Here is a 21,516-nt window from a genome sequence, read left to right on the forward strand (position 1 = left end):
CGCTCTGGATCCACGTTCACCATGTCTTCTGCCCGCCCTCCTGTCCTGCAGGCCCGCGCGCCCGATTTTTCGGCGCGAGAGTTCCGCGCCTCGCTGGGCATGTTCGCCACCGGCGTGACCATCGTCACCGCGCGCACCGACAGCGGTGAACTGGTCGGGTTGACGGCCAACTCATTCAACTCGGTGTCGCTGAATCCACCGCTGGTGCTCTGGAGCCTGGGCAAGGCGGCGGGCTCCATGGCCGCGTTCTCCAACGGCCGGCACTACGCCATCAACGTGCTGGCCGCCGACCAGCAGGCACTGGCCGAACAGTTCGCCGCCAAGGACACCGACCGCTGGGCCGGGGTGGCGTTTCGCGAAGGCGGCAACGGTGCGCCATTGCTCAACGGCGCGGCCGCCTCCTTCGAATGCTTCAACCGCAGCCAGTACGCCGAAGGCGACCACGTGATCTTCGTGGGCGAAGTGGAGCGCTGCAGCCACCGCGCCGAGGCCTCACCGCTGCTGTTCCACGGTGGGCGGTTCTACACCGAACATCCGCTGTGAGATGAGCCCCACCACCGTCCGAAAAACCCACCTCGACTCGCTCGCCATCACCCTGCTCGTGGTGTGCTGTGCCTTCTGGGGTTTCCAGCAGATCCTGATCAAGGACACGGTGGCCGAAGTGCCGCCGCTGTGGCAGGCGTCGCTGCGCTTCTGGGGTGCGGCCGTGCTGATCTGGCTGTGGTGCGCGGCGCGGGGCGTGCGCCTCTTCGAACGCGACGGCACACTCAAGGCCGGCCTGCTCGCGGGCTCGCTGTTCGCGGGTGAGTTCGCCTTCATCTACCTCGGCTTGCTGCACACGACCGCGTCACGGCTCACGGTGTTCCTCTACACGAGTCCGTTCGTGGTGGCGCTGCTGCTGCCGCGGGTGGTGCCGGGTGAAAAACTGCGGCGCATCCAGTGGATCGGTTTGACGATCGCATTCGCCGCGGTCGCGGTGGCGTTCGGCGAAGGCTTCATGCAAGGCTCACCGGTGGCGGGCCAGTGGCTGGGCGACGCCATGGCGCTGGCCGCGGGCACGCTCTGGGGCCTGACCACGTTGACCATCCGCGCCACCAAGCTGTCCACCGCCAGCGCGGAAAAAACGCTGTTCTATCAAGTGGCGGTGACGGCGGCGGTGGCGCCTTTCATCTCGCTCGCGCTGGGCGAGGCGTGGTCGCTCGACTACTCGGCGCGCGCCTGGGGTTCGCTGGGCATCCAGACCGTGGTGGGCGCCTTCGCCAGCTACCTCACCTGGATGTGGATGCTGCGCGTGTACCCCGCCACCCACATGTCGACCTTCACCTTCCTCACGCCGGTGTTCGCGCTGGTGTTCGGCGTGGTGCTGCTGAGCGAGCCGCTCACGCTGCAGCTGGTGCTGGCTTTGATGGGTGTGGCGGTGGGGATCGTATTGGTGAGCAAACGCTAGAGTTGCCCGCGAGCCCTTCGACAGGCTCAGGCGAACGGAGGGCAGGCACACCCACAACTCCGTCGGGCTGAGCTTGTCGAAGCCTTCAGCGCTTCAGTTCTTCTTGCTCAATCCCAGGCGCTCGATCGTGTTCTTCTCCGCCGCAAACGTGCGCGCCGCGTAGGCCGTGTAATCGGCGGTGTTCATGTAGATCGTAGGCTGGTAGAACTTGTCGAAGGTGGCCTTGACCTCGGGGTCGTCCAGCGTGGTCTTGAACGCGTCGTGCAGCACCTTCACCACGGCCGGGTCCATGCCCTTGGGGCCGCCGATGCCAAAGGGCGACTCGGTGATGGTGTCCCAGCCGCTTTCTTTCACCGTGGGCACGTCGGGAAACGCCTTGTTGCGCTCCCGGCCGAGCGTGGCCAGCAGCCGCAGCTTGCCGCTCTGAACATGCGGCGCGAACTCCGTGGTGCCGCTCATCATGCGGATGTGGCCCCCCAGGATGGCGGTCATGATTTCCGCCGAGCCTTTGAAAGGAATCGGGTTGAGCTGGATGCCCGCTTTCTCGCTGAATTCCTCGATGGCCAGGTGCGGTGTGGTGCCGGTGCCGGTGTGGCCGTACTCCAGCTTGCCCGGATTGGCCTTGGCGTAGGCCACCATCTCCTTGAGCGTCTTGAACGGCGCATCCGCCGTGCAGGCGATGCCGAAGGTGTAGCCGGTGAGGCAGACGATGTGGGTGATGTCGGTCACCGGGTTGAAGGGCATGGCCTGCATGTGCGGCAGACGGTAGATGCCCAGCGGCAACTGCGTGAGGGTGTAACCGTCGGGCCTGGCCTGCACCATGGCGCTGGCGCCCAGCGTGCCACCCACACCCGGCTTGTTCTCGATCACCACCGGCACGCCCAGCGCCTTGCTCGCACTCTGGGCGAGCGCGCGCATCACGCCGTCGCTGCTGCCGCCAGCGGGCCAGGGCGCGATCAGCGTGATGGGGCGCGAGGGAAACCTGTCCTGGGCCCGCAGGCCCACGGGCAGCAGCGCGGGGGCTGCAACGGCGGCGGCAGCGCTCAGCACCTGGCGGCGGCTCAAGGAACGGTCGGTGAGGCGCATGCGGGTCTCCTGTGGGTGGACGGTCCCGCAACGTAAACAATGCGCGCGCCAGTGAACAGCGGGCAGTCCCGGGGTGGATGGGCTGTTCAGTCGCGCACGCGACTGCCACCGGGATGGGTGGCAAAGTGCGCCTGCAGCGCCGCCAGCGTGTGGCGCACCTTGGCCGGCAGTTCGTCGCGCGTTGGCGTGACGGCAAACACCGGCACCGGCCCCAGGGTCCAGCCCGGCAGCACGGGAACCAGCGTACCGTGCGCCATGGCTTGGCGCGCATCTTCGGCCACCGCCACCTGGATCCCCCAGCCTGCCTCGGCCATGGCCTGCAGGGCCAGCACCTGGCTGGCCAGCACGCGGGCCTGCAGTCGCACCGTCTCGCGCTCGCCCTGCGGCCCCGCCAGCTCCAGCACCTCAACGCTGCCCTGGCGCGGCGGCAGGCCCAGCCAGTCGTGTTGAGCGAGGTCGCGCGGGTGCTGCGGCCAGCCCCGCTCGGCCAGGTAACGCGGGGCGGCGCACAGCTGGCGGGGCAGGCTGCCGAGCGAGCGGGCCACCAGGGACGAGTCGGGCATCTGGCCGGCGCGCAGCGCCAGGTCCACCCGCTCGGCAATCAGGTCGATCGGGGTGTCGTCGAGCAGCAGGTGCAGCCGCAACCTGGGGTGGCGGCGCAGCGGCTCCAGCGCGGTGGCCAGCAGCTCGCCGAAGCCGATGGGCGCGGCCAGGCGCAGTTCGCCCTCGGGCTCGTCGCGCAGGCGCTCGAGCGCGCTGTCGGCGCTGCGGGCCTGGGCCACCATGGCGGCGCAGGCCGGGTAGTAGCGCTCGCCAGCCTCGGTGAGGGTGATGCGGCGGGTGGAACGGTGCAGCAGCACCAGCCCGAGCGATTGCTCGAGCAGCCGCAGCTGCTGGCTCAGGGCCGAAGGCGTGCTGCCGACGCGGCGCGCGGCGGCGCTGATCGAGCCGCTGTCGACGATCTCGGCGAACAAGGCCATGCGCTTGAGCTTGTCGCTCCAGCTGGCGGCGTCACTCATTCATTAGATTTTCTACAAGAAGAATGCCGAAATGGCCATCTATTGCGCATTTTATGCAGCAGAGACACTAAATGCCATCTGCAACCCCCCTTGAAAGGACCTCGTCATGAAGATCGCCCTCATCGGTGGCACCGGCTTTGTCGGCAGCGCCGTGCTCACCGAACTGCTCTCGCGCGGCCACGCCGTGACCGCGCTGGCGCGCCACCCTGAAAAACTGGTCGCACAAGCCGGGCTGGAGGTGGTGAAGGCCGATGTGGCCGACGCGGCCCAGGTGGCGCGCGCTGTCGCCGGCCACGACGCCGTGGTCAGCGCCTACAACCCCGGCTGGGGCGAGGCCGAGATCCACCGACTGTTCGGCCTGGGTTACGACGGCATCCTCGCCGGCACGAAACAGGCCGGCGTGAAACGCGTGCTGGCGGTGGGCGGCGCGGGCAGCCTGGAGGTGGCGCCCGGCCTGCAGCTGGTGGACACGCCCGAATTCCCGGCCGAATGGAAACAGGGCGCGCTGGCCGCGCGCGACCTGCTCACGCGCCTGCGCGGCGAGACCGCGCTGGACTGGACCTTCGTGTCGCCCCCGATCACGCTGGCGCCCGGCGAGCGCACCGGCCGCTACCGCGTGGGTGGCGACCAGTTGCTGCCCGGCACGGGTGAGGCGCCTGCCGGCATTTCGGTGGCCGATCTGGCGGTGGCGATCGTGGACGAAATCGAAAAACCTGCACACATCCGCAAGCGCTTCACCGTCGCGCACTGAAGTTCAAGCGGCGGCGCGAGTCGCCGCGAACTTCACATACCAGTCCAGGCAGCCGGGGTTGGCCATCGCTTCCTTGTTGATCACCTTCTCCAGCGGCTGGCCGAGCAGCAGCTTCTTGATCGGCAGTTCCTGCTTCTTGCCCGAGAGCGTGCGCGGGATTTCGGGCACCTGGAACACCTCGTTGGGCACGAAGCGCGGCGAGAGTGCGGTGCGGATGCTCTCGTTGATGCGCGCGCGCACCGCCTCGTCCAGCGCCACGCCTTCGCGCAGCACCACGAACAGCGGCATGTAGCTCTCGCGCCCCAGGTACTCGAGGTCGACCACCATCGAATCCATCACCTCGGGCAGCGCCTCGACCGCGCTGTAGAGCTCGCTGGTGCCCATGCGCAGGCCGTGGCGGTTGATGGTGGCGTCCGAGCGGCCGTAGATCACGCAGGAGCCGTCGGGGTGGATGCGCAGCCAGTCGCCGTGGCGCCAGACGGCGCCGGCGCTGGCATCCAGATCACCACCATCCGGTTTGCGGCCGTGGCCAGGTGGGTACATGTCGAAGTAGCTGCCGAGCAGGCGCTTGTTGTCGGTGTCGCCCACGAAGTACAACGGCATCGACGGAATGGGCTGTGTGCACACCAGTTCACCCACCTCGTCGGCCACCGGCAGGCCCTGCTCGTTCCAGGCCTCCACCGCGCAGCCCATCAGACGGCACTGCATGCGCCCGGGCGTCTGCGGCAAGTCGCGATTGCCGCCAATGAAGGCGCCGGCGAAGTCGGTGCCACCGGAAATGTTGCACCACCAGATGCCTTGTTCCTGCTCCGGCTGAGCCACCCCCCGTTCGGGCTGAGCCTGTCGAAGCCCCGCGTGGGTGAGCCCTTCGACAGGCTCAGGGCGAACGGATTTGGCTTGGCACTCTCGCAATATCCGAAACTGCTCCGTCCCCCAGTTCTGCGCGTCTTCCGACAACGGGGAGCCCGTGGTCCCCAACGCCCGCACCGCCGACAGGTCCCCGCAGGTAGAGAGGTCCACACCGGCCTTGAGGCAGTTCGCAAAAAACGCCGCGCCCGCGCCGAAGAAGGTCACGCCCTGTTCGGCCGCGAAGCGCCACAGCGTGGTCCAGTCGGGCTTGTCGCGGGAGCCGCCGGGATTGCCATCAAAGATCACACAGGTGGTGCCGCCCAGCAGGCCACCGGTCTGCGCGTTCCACATCACCCAGCCGGTGGAGCTGTACCAGTGGTAGCGCTCGCCCCAGCTGTTGGGCTCGTAGCTGCAGCCAATGTCGTTGTGCAGGATCTTGAGCGCCAGCGCCACGATGGTGGCGCCGCCGTGGCCATGCACGATGGGCTTGGGCAGGCCGGTGGTGCCGCTTGAATACACGATCCACAGCGGGTGGTCGAAGGGCAGCCAGAGCGGTTCGAACTGCGCCACGGCGGCGTCCATGCGCGCCGTGGCCTCGGCAAACGAGGTGCAGGGTGCAGCGGCCTGCAGCGCGCGGTCTGCGGCAGCGGCGGCATCTTCGGCGTCGGCGGCCAGGTTGGTGTGCAGCACCACGTGGCGCACCGTGGGCAAGGCCGCGCGCAGCTCGGCCACCACGGCCAGGCGGTCAAAGTCGCGCGCGCCGTAGGTCACGCCATCGCACGCAATCAGCGCCACCGGTTCGATCTGGCGCAAGCGGTCGAGCACGGCGCTGGTGCCCATGTCGGGCGCGCAGATGCTCCACACGCCGCCGATGCTCACCGTGGCCAGGAAGGCCACCATCGCCTCGGGAATGTTGGGCAGGTAAGCGGCCACACGGTCGCCGGGCTGCACGCCCTGGGCCTGCAGGTGCAGCGCGAGCGAGGCCACCTGGCGGCGCAACTCGGGCCAGCTCATCTCGACATGGCGACCCTTCTCGTTGCGGCTCACGATGGCCATGAAACCGGCCTCGTGCGCGGGCTGCACGTGGCGAAACACCTGCTGCGCGTAGTTCACCTGCGCGCCCGGGAACCACTTGGCGCCGGGCATCACGTTGCGCTCCAGCACGGCGGTGTGCGGCGTGGGCGAGCGCATGTCGAAGTAGTCCCAGATGCTTTGCCAGAACGCTTCGAGCTCGGTGGTGGACCAGCGCCAGAGTGCGTCGTAGCTGTCGAAATGCAGGCCCCGCTGCTCGGCCAGCCATTGCTGGTAGAGCCGGATCTGCGGGGTGAAGGGGGGTGGGTTTGTCTCGTTCACGTTGTTGTCCTTTTTGGCCACAGATTAACAGCGCAGGCCAACTCCAACGACCGGTTTTGCACAGGGTTTGTACGCATGTTCAATTTTCTTGTACAACCGTTCAATACCGCCATGCCCCGCAGCTCAAGCCCGCCCACAGACGCCCCCAGCGCGCGCAAGCGCGCAGCGACGCCCCGCGGTGCCCAGCGCCCCGACCGCCAGCACGCCATCCTGCTGGCGGCCGAGAAGCTGTTTGCACAACGCGGCTACCACGCGGTCACTCTCCGCGAAATTGCCGAAGAAGCTTCGGTGCCACTGGCCTTGGTCGGCTACTACTTCGGTCCCAAGCACGAGCTGTTTCACGCCATCTTCGTGCACTGGCAAGCCACCGCCGAGCAGCGGCTGGCGCTGTTGCACGAGGCCACGCAATCACCGAGCAAGCGCGACCGCCTGCGCCAGGTGGTTGAAGCCTTTGTGCTGCCGGTGCTGGAGCAGCGCGCCAGCGCCGAAGGCGAGTACTACGCGCAACTGGTGGCCCGCGAACTGGCGCACCAGACGCCGGAGACCCAGCGTGTGCTCAGCGAGTTCTTCGACCCCTTGGCGCACCGCTTCATCGACGCGCTGCACGCAGCAAGGCCTGGCAATGACCGGGCGATGGCCGCCTGGGCCTACCAGTTCGCCCTGGGCGCGCTGCTGCACCACATCAGCGATCACCGCATGCCCGAGCTTTCGCTCGGGTGCAACCAGGACAACGACCCGGCCGCAGGCGCCCTGCTGATCAACTTCATCGCAGCCGGCGTGTCCGCGCTGCTGCCCGTTTCCCGCACCCCGCGCCGCAGAGCGCCCACTTCTTCCACCCCCAGGAGACAACCATGAACCGTCGAATCTTTCAGACCACGCTGCTCGCTGCCGCCCTCACGCTGGGCGGCCTGAGCGGCGCGCAGGCGCAGCAGGTGATCAAGCTCACGGCCGCAGGCGGCCACCCACCGGTGTTCCTGTGGGTCAAGCTGCTCGACGAGTTCTACATCCCCGAAGTGGACCGCCGCCTGGCCGCGGCCGGCAACGCGCACAAGGTGGAGTGGACCAAAGCCTGGGGCGGCACGCTGATCAAGATCGGCAGCGAGTCCAAGGGCATTGCCGATGGCGTGGCCGACTTCGGCTTCGTCGGCACGCTGTTCGAGGCGGCCCGGTTTCCGATGCAGAACGTGAGCTACGTGACGCCCTTCGGCACCGAGAACCTGGGTGCCGTGGGCGCCATCGTGGGCGACATGCAGAAATCCATCCCGGCCATGGGCGACACCTGGACGAAGAACGGGCTGGTGTACCTGGGGGGCACGGCGCTGGACACCTACCACCTCTGGACCAACTTCCCGGTGAAGTCGATCGACGACCTCAAGGGCAAGAAGATCAGCGCGCCCGGCCCGTCGGCCAACTGGATCCGCAACACTGGCGCGGTGGCCGTGGCCGGCTCGCTGCCCACCTATTACGAGGACATCAAGTCCGGCGTGTCCAACGGCGCCATCACCTTCAGCACGGGGGCCTGGGGCGCCAAGCTGCACGAGGTTGCCCCGTACATCACCAAGGTGAATTTCGGCTCCATGTTCGCTGGCGCCGTGGTGATGAACAAGCGCCGCTTCGACGGCTTGCCGCCCGCGGTGCAGCAGGTGTTCCGCGAGGTGGGTGTTGAGTACGACAAGCGCTTTGCCGAGGCGCAGAACGCCACCGCCAACGCGCTGCTGCAGAAGATGGGCGAGGCCGGCGCCACCATCAGCGAGCTGCCCGCTACCGAGCGCAAGCGCTGGGCCGACACCATTCCCAACGTCGCGCAGACCTGGGCCGCCGACCTGCAAGGCAAGGGCGCGCCCGGCCCGGAAGTGCTCAAGGCCTACATGGACGGGCTGAAGAAGAGCGGCGCCAACCTGCCGCGCGACTGGTCGACCAAGTAAAGCCGGAGCCTGCATGACCGTGCCCACGCCGATCCCCGGCGAGGCCGCGTCCACCCCGGACGCCACCTCGCAGGACGCCTACAACCACCCGTTGCCCTTCGGGCTGCACCGCCTGACCCAGGCGCTCAATGCCCTGGGCACGCTGATCATCATCGGGCTGATGCTGCTCATCAACGCCGACATCGTGGGACGCACCGGATTCGACGCGCCAGTGCGCGGCGTGACCGAGCTGGTGTCGCTGTCCATCGTGGGCATCGTGTTCCTGCAACTCGCCGACACGCTGCGCAGCGGACGTTTCACCCGCGCCGACATGCTGCTGGACCGGCTCAAACGCACCCGTGCGCCGCTGGCCGCGGCCTTGCAGGCGGTCTACCACCTGCTGGGCGCTGCCCTGATGCTGATCATCCTCTGGGCCGCCTGGCCTTCGCTGGTGGAGTCCATCCGCCTGCGCGAATACGTGGGCGCGCTCGGTGACTTCACCGCGCCGGTCTGGCCGGTGCGACTGATGATGCTGGTGGGCCTGTGCGTGACCGCGCTGACCTTCGTGCTGCTGGCGGCCATGGACCTGAAGCGCGCCCGGCACCTTGCCGCCCAGGCCGGGGGGGTGCCTTCATGAGCGCAACCACCGTGGCCGTGCTGTCGCTGGCGCTCATGCTGCTGCTGATCTGGGGCGGCCTGCATGTGGCGGTGGTGCTGGGCCTGGTCTCCTTCGTCGGCATCTGGATCATCCGTGATGACGTGGGCGTGGCGGCGAACCTGCTGGCCCAGGCCTCCAGCGACGCCATCGCCAGCCACATCTTCGGCGTGGTGCCGCTGTTCGTGCTGACCGGTTTTCTGGTCGCCAAGGCCGACATCGGCAAGGACGCGTTCGAGGTGGCCAACCAGTTGCTGCGCCGCCTGCGCGGCGGGCTGGGCGTGGCCACCGTGGCGTCCAACGCGGTGTTCGCCGCCATCACCGGCATCTCCATTGCCTCGGCCGCGGTGTTCACCCGCGTGGCCGTGCCGCAGATGATGCGTTTCGGCTACCAGCCCCGCTTTGCGGTGGGTGTGGTGGCCGGCTCTTCGGTGCTGGGCATGCTGATCCCACCCAGTCTGCTGATGATCCTCTACGGCTTCCTGGCCAACCAGTCGGTGGGTGACCTGTTCACCGCCGGCATCGTGCCCGGTCTGTTGCTGGCAGTTGCGTTCGCAACCGGCATCGTGCTCGCGGCGTACTTCAAACCGTCCATGGTGTACGCCGGCGGAGAAATGCCGGTGCCCGACGGCGTCGACATGGGACCCGGCACCCTGCTGCTCAAACTGGTGCCCATCGTGGTGATGATCGGCGGCGTGCTCGGTGGCCTTTACGGTGGGCTGTTCACGGCCACCGAGGCCGGGGCCGTGGGCGCTGCGCTCGCCTTGTTGATAGCCGTGCTGCGGCGCAAGCTCACCGCGCGCAGCTTCTGGGAAGTGCTGACCGAGACCGGCCACGTCACCGTGGCAGTGAGTTTCCTCATCATCTGCGCCAGCATCTACACCCGCATGCTCGCCATGTCGGGCATGCCGCAGTTCCTCATGGAGATGATCGGCCAGGCCGGCTTCGGGCCGTTCGCCTTCCTGCTGGTCTACGTGGCCGTCATCATCCTGCTGGGCACCGTGATCGACTCCTCGTCCATCCTGCTGATCGTGCTGCCGCTCATGTTGCCGATCGCCGAGCAGTTCGGCATGAACCTCATCTGGTTCGGCGTGGTCACGGTGGTGGCGGTGGAGATCGGCCTGCTCACGCCGCCGTTCGGCCTCTCGGCCTACGTGGTCAAGAGTTCGCTCAACGATCCGCGCATCACCCTGGGCGACATCTTCCGTGGCACCGCGCCGTTCACCTTGATCATGGTCGGCGTGTTGCTGCTGCTGATGGTTTTCCCGCAACTCAGCCTTGTGTTGCTGAAATGACCGCGCCCAATCCCCTGGACGGTTTCACGGTGGACTGCTCGGCCATCCGCTATGTGGGCCAGGACCTGCAGCGCCCCGAGTGCATCCTGGCCGAGCGCGACGGAACGCTGTGGGCGGCCGATGCGCGCGGCGGTGTCATGCGCATCGCGCCCGACGGCGCGCAGCAGTTCGTGGGCCAGCGCGTCGACGACCACTTTGCCACCGCAGCCGCGACAACCACGGACGCGTTCGAGGCCAAGTTCACCCAGGGCACGCTGCCCAACGGCCTGGCCTTCGACGCCCAGGGCGACATCCTGATCGCCAACTTCGGCACCGACTGTCTGGAGCTCATGGCGCGCGACGGCCGCACCCGCACACTGCACGACCGCATCGACGGTCTGCCGATCGGCAAGGTCAACTTCGTGCTGCGCGACCGCAAGAACCGCATCTGGCTCACCGTCTCGACCCGCGTGAACCCCTGGACCACCGCCGCCGCGCGGCGCGTGAAGGACGGCTACATCGCGGTGGTCGACGATCACGGCCTGCGCGTGGTCGCCGACGGCTTTCACTTCACCAACGAGGTGCGGCTGGACGCGCGCGAGGAATGGCTCTACATCGTGGAGACCACCGGCCCGCACATCACGCGCATGCGGCTCGACGAATCGGGCCCGGCCGGCGTTCGACTGGTCGATCGCGAGTTGTTCGGCCCCGCCCACCTGGGCGGCCCACCCGACGGCATCGCCTTCGACAGCTTCGGCAACCTCTGGTGCACGCTGGTGATGGTCGACCGGCTGATCGCGCTCACACCACAAGGCGACCAGCGCCTGCTGCTCGACGACAGCAACGGTGAGCCGGCGCGCACGCTGATGCAACGCATGGACGACGGCAGCGCCACCGCCGAGGACATGCAGCGCGCGCACGGCGGCATCGCACCCTGGATGGCCAGCGTCACCTTCGGCGGGCCCGACCTGCGCACGGTCTACCTCGGCAGCCTGCTGGGCAAGCGCATTCCGTACTTCCAGTCCCCGGTGGCGGGGCTGCCCATGGTGCACTGGTAGCACCCTCCCTTGATCATCCCGCTTCAGAAAGACGCCCCCATGCCACGCACCTTCGTCGACCTGTCCATCTACCTTGAAAACGACGTGCTGAGCGATCCGCCCGCGTTCGCGCCCAAGATCCAGTACTTCACGCACGAGCACACCTTCGAGCAGATCGAGCCCTTCTTCCCCGGCCTCAAAAAGGAAGACCTGCCCGACGGCGAAGGCTGGGCGGTGGAGCTGGTGCAGCTCTCCACCCACAACGGCACGCACCTGGATGCGCCCTACCACTTCCACTCCACCATGGACAAGGCGCTGGGCGAGAAGAAGCCCGCGATCGCGATCCACGACGTGCCGCTGGAGTGGTGCTTCCAGCCCGGCGTGAAGCTGGACTTCCGCCACTTCGCCGACGGCTACGTGGTGACCGCGGCCGATGTGGAGGCCGAGTTGACGCGCATCGAGCACACCATCAAGCCGCTGGAGATCGTGGTGGTGAACACGCGCGCCGGCTCGCGCTACGGCCACAACGACTACGTGTCGGCCGGCTGCGGCATGGGCTACGAGGCCACCATGTATTTGCTGGAGCGCGGCGTGCGCCTGACCGGCACCGACGCCTGGAGCTGGGACGCGCCCTTCGTGCACACCGCGCAGAAGTACGGCGAGACCAAAGACGCCTCGCTGATCTGGGAAGGCCACAAGGCCGGGCGCGACATCGGCTACTGCCACATCGAGAAGATGCACAACCTCGAAGCCCTGCCGGCCGACGGCTTCTTCATCAGTTGCTTCCCGCACAAGATCCGCGGCGCCTCGGCGGGTTGGACCCGTGCCGTGGCCATCTTCGACGACGCCCTTCAAGCAACGGCCTGAACACCATGGAACTGAACCACACCCACGACCCCGAAGCGCGCAGCTGGCTCGAATCGGCCAACGCGCCGGGCACCGATTTCCCGATCCAGAACCTCCCCTTCGGTGTCTTCCGCCGCAAGGGCTCCAGCGAGGCCTTCCGCGGTGGCGTGGCCATCGGCGACCAGGTGATCGACCTCGCCGCCATCGCCCGCGACAACGCGGTGTCGGGCCCCGCCGCACAGGCCCTGAATGCCTGCACCGGCGACGCGCTCAACGACTTCCTGGCCATGGGGCCCACGGCCTGGCGCGCGCTGCGCCATGCGCTGTTCGACCTACTCAAGACAGGGGCCAGCGGCCCCGGCATGAACGCGCTGCGCGCCAGCCTGGTGCCGCAGGCCGAGGTGGAACACCGCGTGCCCACGCGCATCGGCGACTACACCGACTTCTACACCTCCATCCACCACGCGCGCAACGTGGGCCGCGTGATCCGGCCCGACGACCCGCTCACGCCCAACTTCCAGTGGCTGCCGATCGCGTACCACGGCCGTGCCTCCAGCGTGGTGGTCAGCGGCACCGCGTTCAAGCGCCCCATGGGCCAGGCCATGCCGCCGGGCGCCGCCGCACCGGTCTACGGCCCCTGCCGTCGGCTCGACTACGAGCTGGAGATGGGCTTCTACATCGGCCCGGGCAACGCCATGGGCGAGACGATTCCGATCACGGAGGCTGAAGCGCACATCTTCGGCATGTGCCTGCTCAACGACTGGTCGGCGCGCGACCACCAGTTCTGGGAAATGGCGCCGCTCGGCCCCTTCCTGGGCAAGAACTTCTGCACCACCGTGTCACCCTGGATCGTGACGATGGAAGCGCTCGCGCCCTACCGCGCGCCCTTCGCGCACCCGGCCGACGAACCGCAACCGCTGGCCTACCTGGACAGCCCCGCCAACACCGCCAGCGGCGCGGTGGACGTGCAGCTCGAAGTGCGGCTGGAAGCGCGCGAGCACCGCGAACGCGGCATCGCCCCCGACCGCCTCTCGGCCACCAGCTTCCGCCACCAGTACTGGACCATCGCGCAGATGCTGGCGCAGCACACCGTGGGCGGCTGCAACCTGCAACCGGGCGACTTGCTGGGCACGGGCACCATCTCGGGCCCCACGGCGGCCGAGGCAGGCGCCATCGTGGAACTCAGCGTGGGCGGCACGAAGGACGTGCCGTTGCCGGGCATCGGCGCGCAGCGCCGCTTCCTGGAAGACGGCGACACCGTGATCCTGCGCGGCTGGTGCGAAAAGCCGGGTACGGCGAGGATCGGATTTGGGGAGAGCCGGGGGGAGGTGCTGCCGGCAAACGGGTGAAGTGGGCTGGCCAACCAGGTAGGGCGATGATCGCGCGTTGGCCAAGCGGCCCCGGATACACCGATGGTCAGAGGTCGTCGTTGTCCGTTCCGGGCGCTTTGGCGCGGGATTTGTCCCAGGCCTCTGCCGAGCGAGACAGCAGTTGCCACCATTCGGAACCATCGTCTCTGATGTAGCGCACCGCGCCGGCACGAACGAGAATCCGTCGAAGCTCGTCATCGTCGAAACCACCCAGGCGCTTTCTCAGAAGATCAAAGGAACGGTCGGTGTAGCCCTTGTGGCTCAGGTAGTACTGAACCGTCTTTTCCGCCATGTGTTCGGTCTTGATGGACTCCAACGCAATCTGCAGATCGGTGGATGCACGATCCTTCTGCAGCCACCAGGAAAGCAGGCCGCCGACAAGGACGCCCAACAAGCCAAAAAGTCCAGCCGTTATCTCAGGGCTCATCGATGTCTCCAATGATCTCTAACGCTTGACATGAGCGGCGGGTGGAAACGTGTGAAGCAGCTGGAAGCCGTCCGCTCGATGGATGGGTTATTCCTCAACAGCGCAAGCACTACGAGTTTGACCATGAAGAAACAACCTGCTTGTACGTGCTGTCGAGAACACCCGTGCGGTCGTTGGCACTCAGGTAGCAGATTGCCAAAGCGTTGTACTGATTTGGATATTCGGCGACCTTGCGCATGAGGCGCACAGCCTTGGACTGACTCAGAGCTCTCCCAGAGATGTGTGCCCGTATAGCAGGCTCGGCGACGCGGTAAAGCGGGTGGCGGAACCTGCGCCGAACATGCCGAACGATGGCCTGTGCCTCGACCGAAGCAAGGACCGTATCGCGCGGCGGGCGGCAAGCCTCGTGGATGACCATGAACGCCGCGTTTGGAGAAAGACGAGCTGCACATGCAGATAGACGGTGCCACTCTAACGGCTTGCCGTACGGAAACCGACAGTCGATCAGCTCAACGAACTCGGACTCGCTCATGACGCCTAACTTTGGTTTAAACGACAAAACGCAGGATACCCACAATCTCAGTCGTTGAACAAAGTCGCGGCATCGATGCGCGCGGTCGGCGGTCCGCGGTGCCGGTAGCGCCCGGCCCGCGCGCAACGGTTTTGCCGGCACAATGCCTGCCAGCCGGTGCGGCCGGCCTCGACAACCACCAAGGAGACCACCCGATGGGCCTGTTCAACTGGACAGAGAAGACATCCACCACGCTCGACAACGGCGGCGTGATCGCCCCCGACGAGCGCCTGCCCTGGCCGCAGACCACCATGATGGGTGTGCAACACGTCATCGCCATGTTTGGTGCGACGGTGCTGGCGCCGCTGCTCATGGGCTTCAACCCCAACGTGGCCATCCTCATGAGCGGCATCGGCACGCTCATCTTCTTCTTCATCACCGGCGGCAAGGTGCCGAGTTACCTCGGCTCCAGCTTCGCCTTCATCGGCGTGGTGATCGCCGCCAGCGGCTACGCCGGGCCCGGCCTCAACGCCAACCTGGGCGTGGCACTGGGCGGCATCATCATCTGCGGCCTGGTCTACACCGTCATCGGCGTCATCGTGCACGCCACCAACGTGAAGCACCACAAGACCACGCCCATGGCCGGCATGGAGGTGGACGAAGTGGACGAAGGCGCGGCGGTGCACTGGATCGAGCGCCTGATGCCCCCAGTGGTCACCGGCACCGTGGTGGCCGTGATCGGCCTGAACCTCGCGGCCATCCCGATCAAGAACATGGCGCCCACCGGGTTCGACGCCTGGATGCAGGCCATCACCTTCATCAGCGTGGCGCTGGTGGCCGTGTACGCGCGCGGCATGACGCAGCGTCTGCTGATCCTGGTCGGCCTCATCGTGGCCAGCGTGATCTACGCCGTGCTCACCAACGGCCTGGGCCTGGGCAAACCCATCGACGTCTCGGGCATCGCCAACGCCGCGTGGTTCGGCCTGCCGACGTTTGCCGCGCCGGTGTTTGAGGCGCAGGCCATCTTGCTGATCGCGCCGGTGGCGCTGATCCTGGTGGCCGAGAACCTGGGCCACATCAAGGCCGTGAGCGCCATGACCGGGCGTGACTTGAATCCCTACCTGGGCAAGGCCTTCATTGGCGACGGCGTGGCCACCATGGTCAGCGGCGCGGCGGGTGGCACGGGCGTGACCACCTACGCCGAGAACATCGGCGTGATGGCCGCCACCAAGATCTACTCCACCGCCATGTTTGTGGTGGCAGCAATCATCGCCATCGTGCTGGGCTTCAGCCCGAAGTTCGGCGCGCTGATCCAGGCGATTCCGCTGGCCGTGATGGGCGGTGTGTCCATCGTGGTGTTCGGCCTCATCGCGATCGCCGGCGCCAAGATCTGGGTCGACAACAAGGTCGACTTCTCGGACAACAAGAACCTGCTGGTGGCCGCCATCCCGATCATTCTGGGCACCGGCGAATACACGCTGAAGTTCGGCCAGTTCGGCCTGGGTGGCATCGGCACCGCCACCTTCGGCGCGATCTTTCTCTATTGGTTGCTCAACCGCGGCGCGGCGCCGCAAACCCGCCCCGCAGCCTGACGGACACAGCGCCCGCGTTCACCGCCGGGGCGGCCGGACCGGCGCGGGCTTGTCGGGTGGCTCCGGCGGCGCGTTGAGCATGCCGCCGATCTTGGCGCCCAGCACCGTGCCGATGCCCGGCAACACCGCGGTGCCGACGGCGGCGCCCGCCAGGGTGCCCCAGGCCATTTCAAACTCGGGCTTGCGGGTCGGCCCATGCAGCGAGAACGGCACCTCGAGCACCCCGCCGCCCAATTCAAGCGTGCCCTGGGCGTTGATCTGCCGGCGGTACACCGTGGCCCGGCCGGTGCCGGCGTAAGGGCCCGCCACGGCTTTGACGCCGGTGAACTCGGCCTTCAGGCCATGCTCGGTGTTCTGCGTCTCCACGACGCCGGAGAGGCTGTCCAGCGGGGTCTCTCCCTCGCGCTCCTTGCCGACGGACTTGATCGCCTTCTCCAAATCGAAGCGCAGGATCTTCGCGCGCTCCACCTGGAACACGCTGTGCGTGCGCAGGGAGCGGAACAGCTCGCTCACGGTGTCGCCTTGCGCGCGCAGCTCGGTCTGGCCGGACGCAAGTCCGCTCACGGGCGAGCGGCGATGGAAGGTCTCCAGCAGCGCACTCACCTCCACGTTGCGCGGCGCGAGTTCGCCCGTGAACACCATGCGGCCCCCGGCCGACGAGGCCAGGCGCGCCTGCCCGTTCGCCGATCCGCCGGCACCCTGCAGGCGCATCTGGTAAAGGTCTGCGCCGCTCCCGGTCTTGCCGTCGCGCGTGGCGTCCAGCGAGGCGGGCGGTTTCACGCCTGGGCGGCGCAGCTGCACCCGTTGCGGCAGGCGGTCCTCGTCAAACCGGACCTCGCCCTCATAGACCACAGGTACGCCGCTGTAATTGATGTAGGTCGTGTCCGTGAACGCCAAGGCGCGCAGGACCAGCGAGCCCAACCCGTCCTGCACTTTGTCTCGGTAGGCCGCCAGGGCACTGCGCGGCACCACGGCGCCATCGATCTGCAGGCGGGTGATGACGAAACGCTTGCGCAGCAAGGGCAGCAGTTCGGGGTAGATCGTGACGCGGCGAACGCGAATGGCTTCGGGCTGCTGCGTGCGCGCGTCCCGCACCTCGACCATGGGCAGGCCGAGCACCCGCCAGTGCACGGCGCCGACCACGAGTTTCTGGCCCAGTCGCGCCTCGAACTCCGCCTCCACGCGCCGCGCGAGCTCATCGTCGCTGGGCACGAGCGCCCACACCACCAGCCATGCGGCGGCCAGCAGCCCCACCATGGCGGCTGATGCAACGGCCCAGCGGCGTGTGCGTGTCATGGTTGGGTGTGCTCCACAGCACATCTTGGGGGCAAGCGGCGCTCCCGTCTGTCAGCATTTGCCGCATCTGCATGACGGCACCTGGCGCGCGTTCCGCGCGGGTCTCGGGCGTCTCCGTATAGTGGCGCCTACAACGACAGGAGTCCGACCTTGCCCATCTGGAAAAAACCCATCTCCATCGAAGAACTCACCACCATCCACAAGGACACCGCCGTGCAGCACCTCGGCGTGGAGTTCCTGGAGGTCGGCGACGATTTCATCCGCGCCCGCGTGCCGGTGGACACACGCACCAAACAACCCTACGGCCTGCTGCACGGCGGCGTGAGCGTGGTGCTGGCCGAAACCCTGGGCTCGTGCGGCGCGGCCTACAGCTGCCCCGAGGGCCACCGCGCCGTGGGCCTGGACATCAATGCCAACCACCTGAAGGGCGCCACCAGCGGCTGGGTGACCGGCATCACCCGCCCGGTGCACATTGGACGCACCACGCAGGTGTGGCAGATCGACATGACCAACGACGCGGGCGAGCTGACCTGCGTGTCACGGATCACGATGGCGGTGTTGGCGCCGAGGTGAGGGGCTTGAGCAAGCCCGGGGTCACACGCGAAGCAGCGCGCGAAAGCCCCGCGCCGCGTAATACGACTGGGCCCCGTTGTGGTACGTGAACACCCGGCCATAGCGTCGATCGCTGAAGAGTGCCCCGCCGAGTGAGCGGACGTCCTCGGGCGTTGCTATCCAGCTGGAGGTCTTGGTGTCGAACTCGCCCAGCTGCTGCAGCATTCGGTACTGTTCTTCCGACAGCAGTTCGACGCCCATGTCCGCGGCCATCTGGACCGCGCTGCCGGGCGGCTTGTTCTCTTTTCGCGCGTTCAACGCCTCGCCGTCGTAACAAAGACTGCGGCGCCCCAGAGGGCTCTCGGCGGCGCAATCACAGAAGATGATCTGCCCCGTGGCCTTGTCCTGACCGATCACGTCGGGCTCACCGCCCGAGGCCTCCATCCGGGCCAGCGCCTTCAACGCCGCGGCGGACGCGTCGATCCTGGCAAGCACGTTCGCCCAGGTGACCCCCTTGTGGCGATCCGCGTTCTGCTCGAAGCGACGCATGAGCAGCGCCAGCAGGTGGTCCCGTTCCTGTGCTTTCATCTTGCGCCTCCCATGAGGTTCACGAGGTCCGCTCGCACCGCCCCTGCGCCGTGGCCTGCCCCCGGAAGTCACTGCTCCAGGTCTGCGCCGCCGTGTCGATCTGGATGCGTTCGTTGTCCACCGCCGTGAGGATCAGCGTCTCCTGGATCGCGAAGGTGTAGACCGGCACGCCGTCGATCTTCACCGAGCGCACGCGCTTCTTGTCGTAGCCGATGCTCACCGTGCGGGTCCAGGTGGTGCGCGCGGGCATGTAGACCGCTTCGCAGACCAGCGTCACTTCGGTGGTCTTGGCGGCGGGTTTGACTGGCGGTTTGGTTTGCGCCGAGGCGGTGGACGACAGCGCGGCAGCCATGCAGGCCACCGTGATCAGCGCTGCTTTCATTCGGCTGCGCCCTGGGCCATGCGCTCGCTTTTCCAGTACACGTCGTCGCCGCCGTTCATGCGGTTGAGCACGCGCGCCAGCACAAACATCAAATCGCTCAGGCGGTTGAGGTACTGACGCGGTGTGTCCTTCAAGGCTTCTTCGTTGCCCAGGGCCACCACCGCGCGCTCGGCGCGGCGCGCCACGGTGCGGCACACGTGGGCCTGGCTGGCCGCGCGGGTGCCGGCGGGCAAGATGAACTCCTGCAGACGCGGCAGGGTTTCGTTGTAGGTGGCCAGGGCTTCGTCCAGCGCGAGCACGGCCTCGGGTTTGAGCAACTCAAAGCCGGGGATGGACAGCTCGCCGCCCAGGTTGAAGAGCTGGTGCTGGATCTCCACCAGCAGGGTGCGCACGTCGGGCGCCATCTCTTCGCAGAGCAGCACGCCGATGTGGGAGTTGAGTTCGTCCACGTCGCCCATGGCGTGCACGCGCAGGTGATCCTTGGAGACGCGGGTGTTGTCGCCCAGCCCGGTGGTGCCGGCGTCGCCGGTGCGGGTGGCGATCTGGGTGAGGCGGTTGCCCATGGGGGGTCCTTGAATTTGAATGGGTGTTGCTGGATTGTGCAACTTTGACCTGGCGTAACGACGTGAAGGGAAATGTGTCTGAGGCAAGCGAGTTGTCCAGCAGGCAACCGCAAGCAAAAGCGCTGGCGCCAAGCGCGGAGACGGGCGGTAATGAACCCCTGTTCCACCTCTCAGGAGACACCGATGACGCAACGCCGACAACGACTCGCCGACTTCGAAGCCCGCAGCGTGCAATTGATCGCCGCCTGCACCCTGGGGCTGGCCGGCATGGCGAGCGCGCCGCCGGCCCACGCAGCCCGCATCACCGGGCAAACCAGCAGCCAGACGGGCGCCTCGGGCAACACCACCTCCGACGGCGCCACGCGGGTCCATCGCACCCCACCGGCCCTGCTGCAGGCCGGGAAAGCCCGCAGCTGAGCACGTCCGCAAGACACCACGCCCGGGGGCTGCGGGCTTAAACTGGCCGGCTGCACAAAAACAGCCTGGAGACCGCCCATGAACGCCCCCACCGCCCACAGCCACCTGGCCCCGCAAGTCCTCCAGCGCGTGGTGCCACCCGAACTGCTCGCGGCCCTGCAGGCGCGCTTTGGCTCGCAGTATTCCACCGCCCTGGTGGTGCGCGAGCAGCACGGCCGCGACGAGTCGGTGTACGAGGTGCCGCCGCCGGCCGCGGTGGTGTTTGCCCAGAACACACAAGACGTGGCCGACGCGGTGAAGCTGGCCGCGGCGCACCGCGTACCGGTGATTCCGTTCGGCGTGGGTTCGTCGCTCGAAGGCCACCTGCTCGCGGTGCAGGGCGGCATCAGCATCGACGTGAGCCGCATGAACGAGGTGCTCGCCATCAACGCCGAAGACCTGACCGTGACGGTGCAGCCGGGCGTGACGCGCAAGGCGGTCAACGAAGCGGTGAAGAGTGAAGGCCTGTTCTTTCCGATCGACCCCGGTGCCGACGCGTCCATCGGCGGCATGGCCGCCACGCGCGCCAGCGGCACGAACGCGGTGCGCTACGGCACCATGCGCGAGAACGTGCTGGCGCTCGAGGTGGTCACCGCCAGCGGGGAAGTGATCCGCACCGGCACGCGCGCCAAGAAGAGCAGCGCGGGCTACGACCTCACGCGCCTGATGGTGGGCAGCGAAGGCACGCTGGGCGTGATCACCGAGGTCACGCTCAAGCTCTACCCGCTGCCCGAGGCGATCTCGGCCGCGACCTGCTCGTTCCCCACCATCGAGGCCGCCGTGCGCACCGTGATCCAGGTGATCCAGCTCGGCGTGCCGATTGCGCGCTGCGAGCTGATCGACCACAACACCGTGCGCATGGTCAACGCGCACAGCAAGCTCGGCCTGCGTGAAGAAAACATGCTGCTCATGGAGTTCCACGGCTCTCCCGCGAGCGTGAAGGAGCAGGCCGAGACGGTGCAGGAGATCGCGGCCGACTTCGGTGGCCAGGCCTTCGAATGGGCCGTCACCCCCGAAGAACGCACCCGCCTGTGGACCGCGCGGCACAACGCGTATTTCGCCGCCATCCAGAGCAAGCCCGGCTGCCGCGCGATCAGCACCGACACCTGTGTGCCCATCAGCCGCCTGGCCGACTGCCTGCTGGACTCGGTGACCGAGGCCGACGCGGCCGGCCTGCCCTACTTCCTGGTCGGCCACGTGGGCGACGGCAATTTTCACTTCGGCTACCTGATCGACCCGACCAAGCCGGAAGAACACACGCTGGCCGAAGAGCTCAACCACAAGCTGGTGGCGCGCGCGCTGAGCCTGGAGGGCACCTGCACCGGCGAGCACGGTGTGGGCCTGCACAAGATGGCGTTTCTGCTCACCGAAGCCGGCAGCGGCGCGGTGGACATGATGCGCACCATCAAGCGCGCCCTCGACCCGGACAACATCATGAATCCGGGGAAGATCTTCTCGATGTGAACGGGCACCGCCTGCGGTGCCGCGCCTGCGGCATCAAAGGCCGCACAGCCGCCCTGGCCTGGGTACGATGGCCCTCTCTTTTCACCACGGTACG

23 protein-coding genes are annotated in these 21,516 nt (G+C 67.4%); 14 read left to right on the forward strand and 9 right to left on the reverse strand.

Translation table 11 applies throughout. The features are described from left to right. The first annotated feature begins 21 nt into the window (after positions 1 to 21). Positions 22 to 543: a flavin reductase family protein gene (locus ASE11_RS01770; protein WP_056264933.1), complete on the forward strand. Its 522-nt coding sequence runs from the start codon at positions 22 to 24 to the stop codon at positions 541 to 543. A gap of 1 nt (position 544) precedes the next feature. Next, entirely contained in the window at positions 545 to 1,447 is a 903-nt protein-coding gene (locus ASE11_RS01775; protein ID WP_056264936.1) for a DMT family transporter, read from the forward strand. Positions 1,448 to 1,540: 93 nt separating this feature from the next. Here ASE11_RS01775 and ASE11_RS01780 read toward each other — a convergent pair whose 3' ends face one another. Continuing rightward, positions 1,541 to 2,533, reverse strand: a complete 993-nt coding sequence (locus tag ASE11_RS01780; RefSeq protein WP_082585442.1) for a tripartite tricarboxylate transporter substrate binding protein — start codon at positions 2,531 to 2,533, stop codon at positions 1,541 to 1,543. A gap of 86 nt (positions 2,534 to 2,619) precedes the next feature. Then, on the reverse strand, positions 2,620 to 3,552 hold the full coding sequence (locus ASE11_RS01785) for a LysR substrate-binding domain-containing protein (protein WP_056264938.1): 933 nt from the start codon (positions 3,550 to 3,552) through the stop codon (positions 2,620 to 2,622). 106 nt (positions 3,553 to 3,658) lie between these two features. Here ASE11_RS01785 and ASE11_RS01790 point away from each other — a divergent pair, with 106 nt between their 5' ends. Further along, a complete protein-coding gene (locus tag ASE11_RS01790) occupies positions 3,659 to 4,303 on the forward strand; it encodes an NAD(P)-dependent oxidoreductase (RefSeq protein WP_056264941.1) in 645 nt (214 codons plus the stop codon). Positions 4,304 to 4,306: 3 nt separating this feature from the next. On the opposite strand, the gene ASE11_RS01795 is transcribed toward ASE11_RS01790, so the two are convergent. Next, on the reverse strand, positions 4,307 to 6,505 hold the full coding sequence (locus ASE11_RS01795; RefSeq protein WP_056265637.1) for an acetoacetate--CoA ligase: 2,199 nt from the start codon (positions 6,503 to 6,505) through the stop codon (positions 4,307 to 4,309). A gap of 111 nt (positions 6,506 to 6,616) precedes the next feature. Between ASE11_RS01795 and ASE11_RS01800 the strand changes: the two genes are divergently transcribed. The 7 genes from ASE11_RS01800 to fahA are packed head-to-tail and all read left to right on the forward strand — an operon-like array spanning position 6,617 to position 13,570. Next, positions 6,617 to 7,360: a TetR/AcrR family transcriptional regulator gene (locus ASE11_RS01800; RefSeq protein ID WP_056264944.1), complete on the forward strand. Its 744-nt coding sequence runs from the start codon at positions 6,617 to 6,619 to the stop codon at positions 7,358 to 7,360. Further along, positions 7,357 to 8,430, forward strand: a complete 1,074-nt coding sequence (locus ASE11_RS01805; protein WP_056264946.1) for a C4-dicarboxylate TRAP transporter substrate-binding protein — start codon at positions 7,357 to 7,359, stop codon at positions 8,428 to 8,430. Before ASE11_RS01800 ends, ASE11_RS01805 begins: the two co-directional genes overlap by 4 nt. A 13-nt stretch (positions 8,431 to 8,443) precedes the next feature. Beyond that, positions 8,444 to 9,046 (forward strand): TRAP transporter small permease subunit, encoded by a 603-nt coding sequence (locus ASE11_RS01810; protein ID WP_056264949.1) that lies wholly within the window; start codon positions 8,444 to 8,446, stop codon positions 9,044 to 9,046. Continuing rightward, positions 9,043 to 10,359 carry a TRAP transporter large permease gene (locus tag ASE11_RS01815; protein ID WP_056264952.1) on the forward strand — a complete coding sequence of 439 codons (1,317 nt, stop codon included), beginning with the start codon at positions 9,043 to 9,045 and terminating at the stop codon, positions 10,357 to 10,359. Before ASE11_RS01810 ends, ASE11_RS01815 begins: the two co-directional genes overlap by 4 nt. After that, positions 10,356 to 11,396 carry an SMP-30/gluconolactonase/LRE family protein gene (locus ASE11_RS01820; protein WP_056264955.1) on the forward strand — a complete coding sequence of 347 codons (1,041 nt, stop codon included), beginning with the start codon at positions 10,356 to 10,358 and terminating at the stop codon, positions 11,394 to 11,396. Before ASE11_RS01815 ends, ASE11_RS01820 begins: the two co-directional genes overlap by 4 nt. A 39-nt stretch (positions 11,397 to 11,435) precedes the next feature. Beyond that, a complete protein-coding gene (locus ASE11_RS01825; protein ID WP_056264958.1) occupies positions 11,436 to 12,242 on the forward strand; it encodes a cyclase family protein in 807 nt (268 codons plus the stop codon). 5 nt (positions 12,243 to 12,247) lie between these two features. Then, entirely contained in the window at positions 12,248 to 13,570 is a 1,323-nt protein-coding gene (gene fahA / locus ASE11_RS01830; RefSeq protein WP_056264961.1) for a fumarylacetoacetase, read from the forward strand. Positions 13,571 to 13,637: 67 nt separating this feature from the next. On the opposite strand, the gene ASE11_RS01835 is transcribed toward fahA, so the two are convergent. Both ASE11_RS01835 and ASE11_RS25665 read right to left on the reverse strand, forming a co-directional pair. Beyond that, complete coding sequence (locus ASE11_RS01835) at positions 13,638 to 14,018, reverse strand: hypothetical protein (protein ID WP_056264964.1); 381 nt, start codon at positions 14,016 to 14,018, stop codon at positions 13,638 to 13,640. A gap of 109 nt (positions 14,019 to 14,127) precedes the next feature. Beyond that, positions 14,128 to 14,550 (reverse strand): hypothetical protein, encoded by a 423-nt coding sequence (locus ASE11_RS25665; protein WP_156406194.1) that lies wholly within the window; start codon positions 14,548 to 14,550, stop codon positions 14,128 to 14,130. A gap of 194 nt (positions 14,551 to 14,744) precedes the next feature. On the opposite strand from ASE11_RS25665, the gene ASE11_RS01840 reads away from it, so the two are divergent. Next, positions 14,745 to 16,121 carry a solute carrier family 23 protein gene (locus ASE11_RS01840; protein ID WP_056264967.1) on the forward strand — a complete coding sequence of 459 codons (1,377 nt, stop codon included), beginning with the start codon at positions 14,745 to 14,747 and terminating at the stop codon, positions 16,119 to 16,121. 18 nt (positions 16,122 to 16,139) lie between these two features. Here ASE11_RS01840 and ASE11_RS01845 read toward each other — a convergent pair whose 3' ends face one another. Continuing rightward, on the reverse strand, positions 16,140 to 17,417 hold the full coding sequence (locus ASE11_RS01845) for an AsmA-like C-terminal region-containing protein (RefSeq protein ID WP_056264970.1): 1,278 nt from the start codon (positions 17,415 to 17,417) through the stop codon (positions 16,140 to 16,142). Positions 17,418 to 17,567: 150 nt separating this feature from the next. Here ASE11_RS01845 and ASE11_RS01850 point away from each other — a divergent pair, with 150 nt between their 5' ends. Beyond that, the gene (locus tag ASE11_RS01850; RefSeq protein ID WP_056264973.1) at positions 17,568 to 17,990 is read left to right on the forward strand and encodes a hotdog fold thioesterase; all 423 of its coding nucleotides are present in this window, start codon (positions 17,568 to 17,570) and stop codon (positions 17,988 to 17,990) included. 21 nt (positions 17,991 to 18,011) lie between these two features. Here ASE11_RS01850 and ASE11_RS01855 read toward each other — a convergent pair whose 3' ends face one another. The 3 genes from ASE11_RS01855 to ASE11_RS01865 are packed head-to-tail and all read right to left on the reverse strand — an operon-like array spanning position 18,012 to position 19,502. Next, the gene (locus ASE11_RS01855; protein WP_056264981.1) at positions 18,012 to 18,557 is read right to left on the reverse strand and encodes a DUF4256 domain-containing protein; all 546 of its coding nucleotides are present in this window, start codon (positions 18,555 to 18,557) and stop codon (positions 18,012 to 18,014) included. A gap of 19 nt (positions 18,558 to 18,576) precedes the next feature. After that, positions 18,577 to 18,939, reverse strand: a complete 363-nt coding sequence (locus ASE11_RS01860) for a hypothetical protein (RefSeq protein WP_056264986.1) — start codon at positions 18,937 to 18,939, stop codon at positions 18,577 to 18,579. After that, positions 18,936 to 19,502, reverse strand: coding sequence for a cob(I)yrinic acid a,c-diamide adenosyltransferase (locus tag ASE11_RS01865; protein WP_056264988.1), 567 nt, complete (start codon positions 19,500 to 19,502; stop codon positions 18,936 to 18,938). The genes ASE11_RS01860 and ASE11_RS01865 overlap by 4 nt, the downstream gene beginning before the upstream one ends. Before the next feature lie 183 nt (positions 19,503 to 19,685). Between ASE11_RS01865 and ASE11_RS01870 the strand changes: the two genes are divergently transcribed. Together ASE11_RS01870 and ASE11_RS01875 are read left to right on the forward strand one after the other, a co-directional pair. After that, positions 19,686 to 19,919, forward strand: coding sequence for a hypothetical protein (locus tag ASE11_RS01870; RefSeq protein WP_056264991.1), 234 nt, complete (start codon positions 19,686 to 19,688; stop codon positions 19,917 to 19,919). A 78-nt stretch (positions 19,920 to 19,997) separates the two neighbouring features. Continuing rightward, entirely contained in the window at positions 19,998 to 21,422 is a 1,425-nt protein-coding gene (locus ASE11_RS01875; RefSeq protein WP_056264994.1) for an FAD-binding oxidoreductase, read from the forward strand. Positions 21,423 to 21,516 lie beyond the last annotated feature (94 nt).

It is taken from the genome of Hydrogenophaga sp. Root209, from assembly GCF_001428625.1.
Taxonomy (GTDB): Bacteria; Pseudomonadota; Gammaproteobacteria; order Burkholderiales; family Burkholderiaceae_C; genus Hydrogenophaga.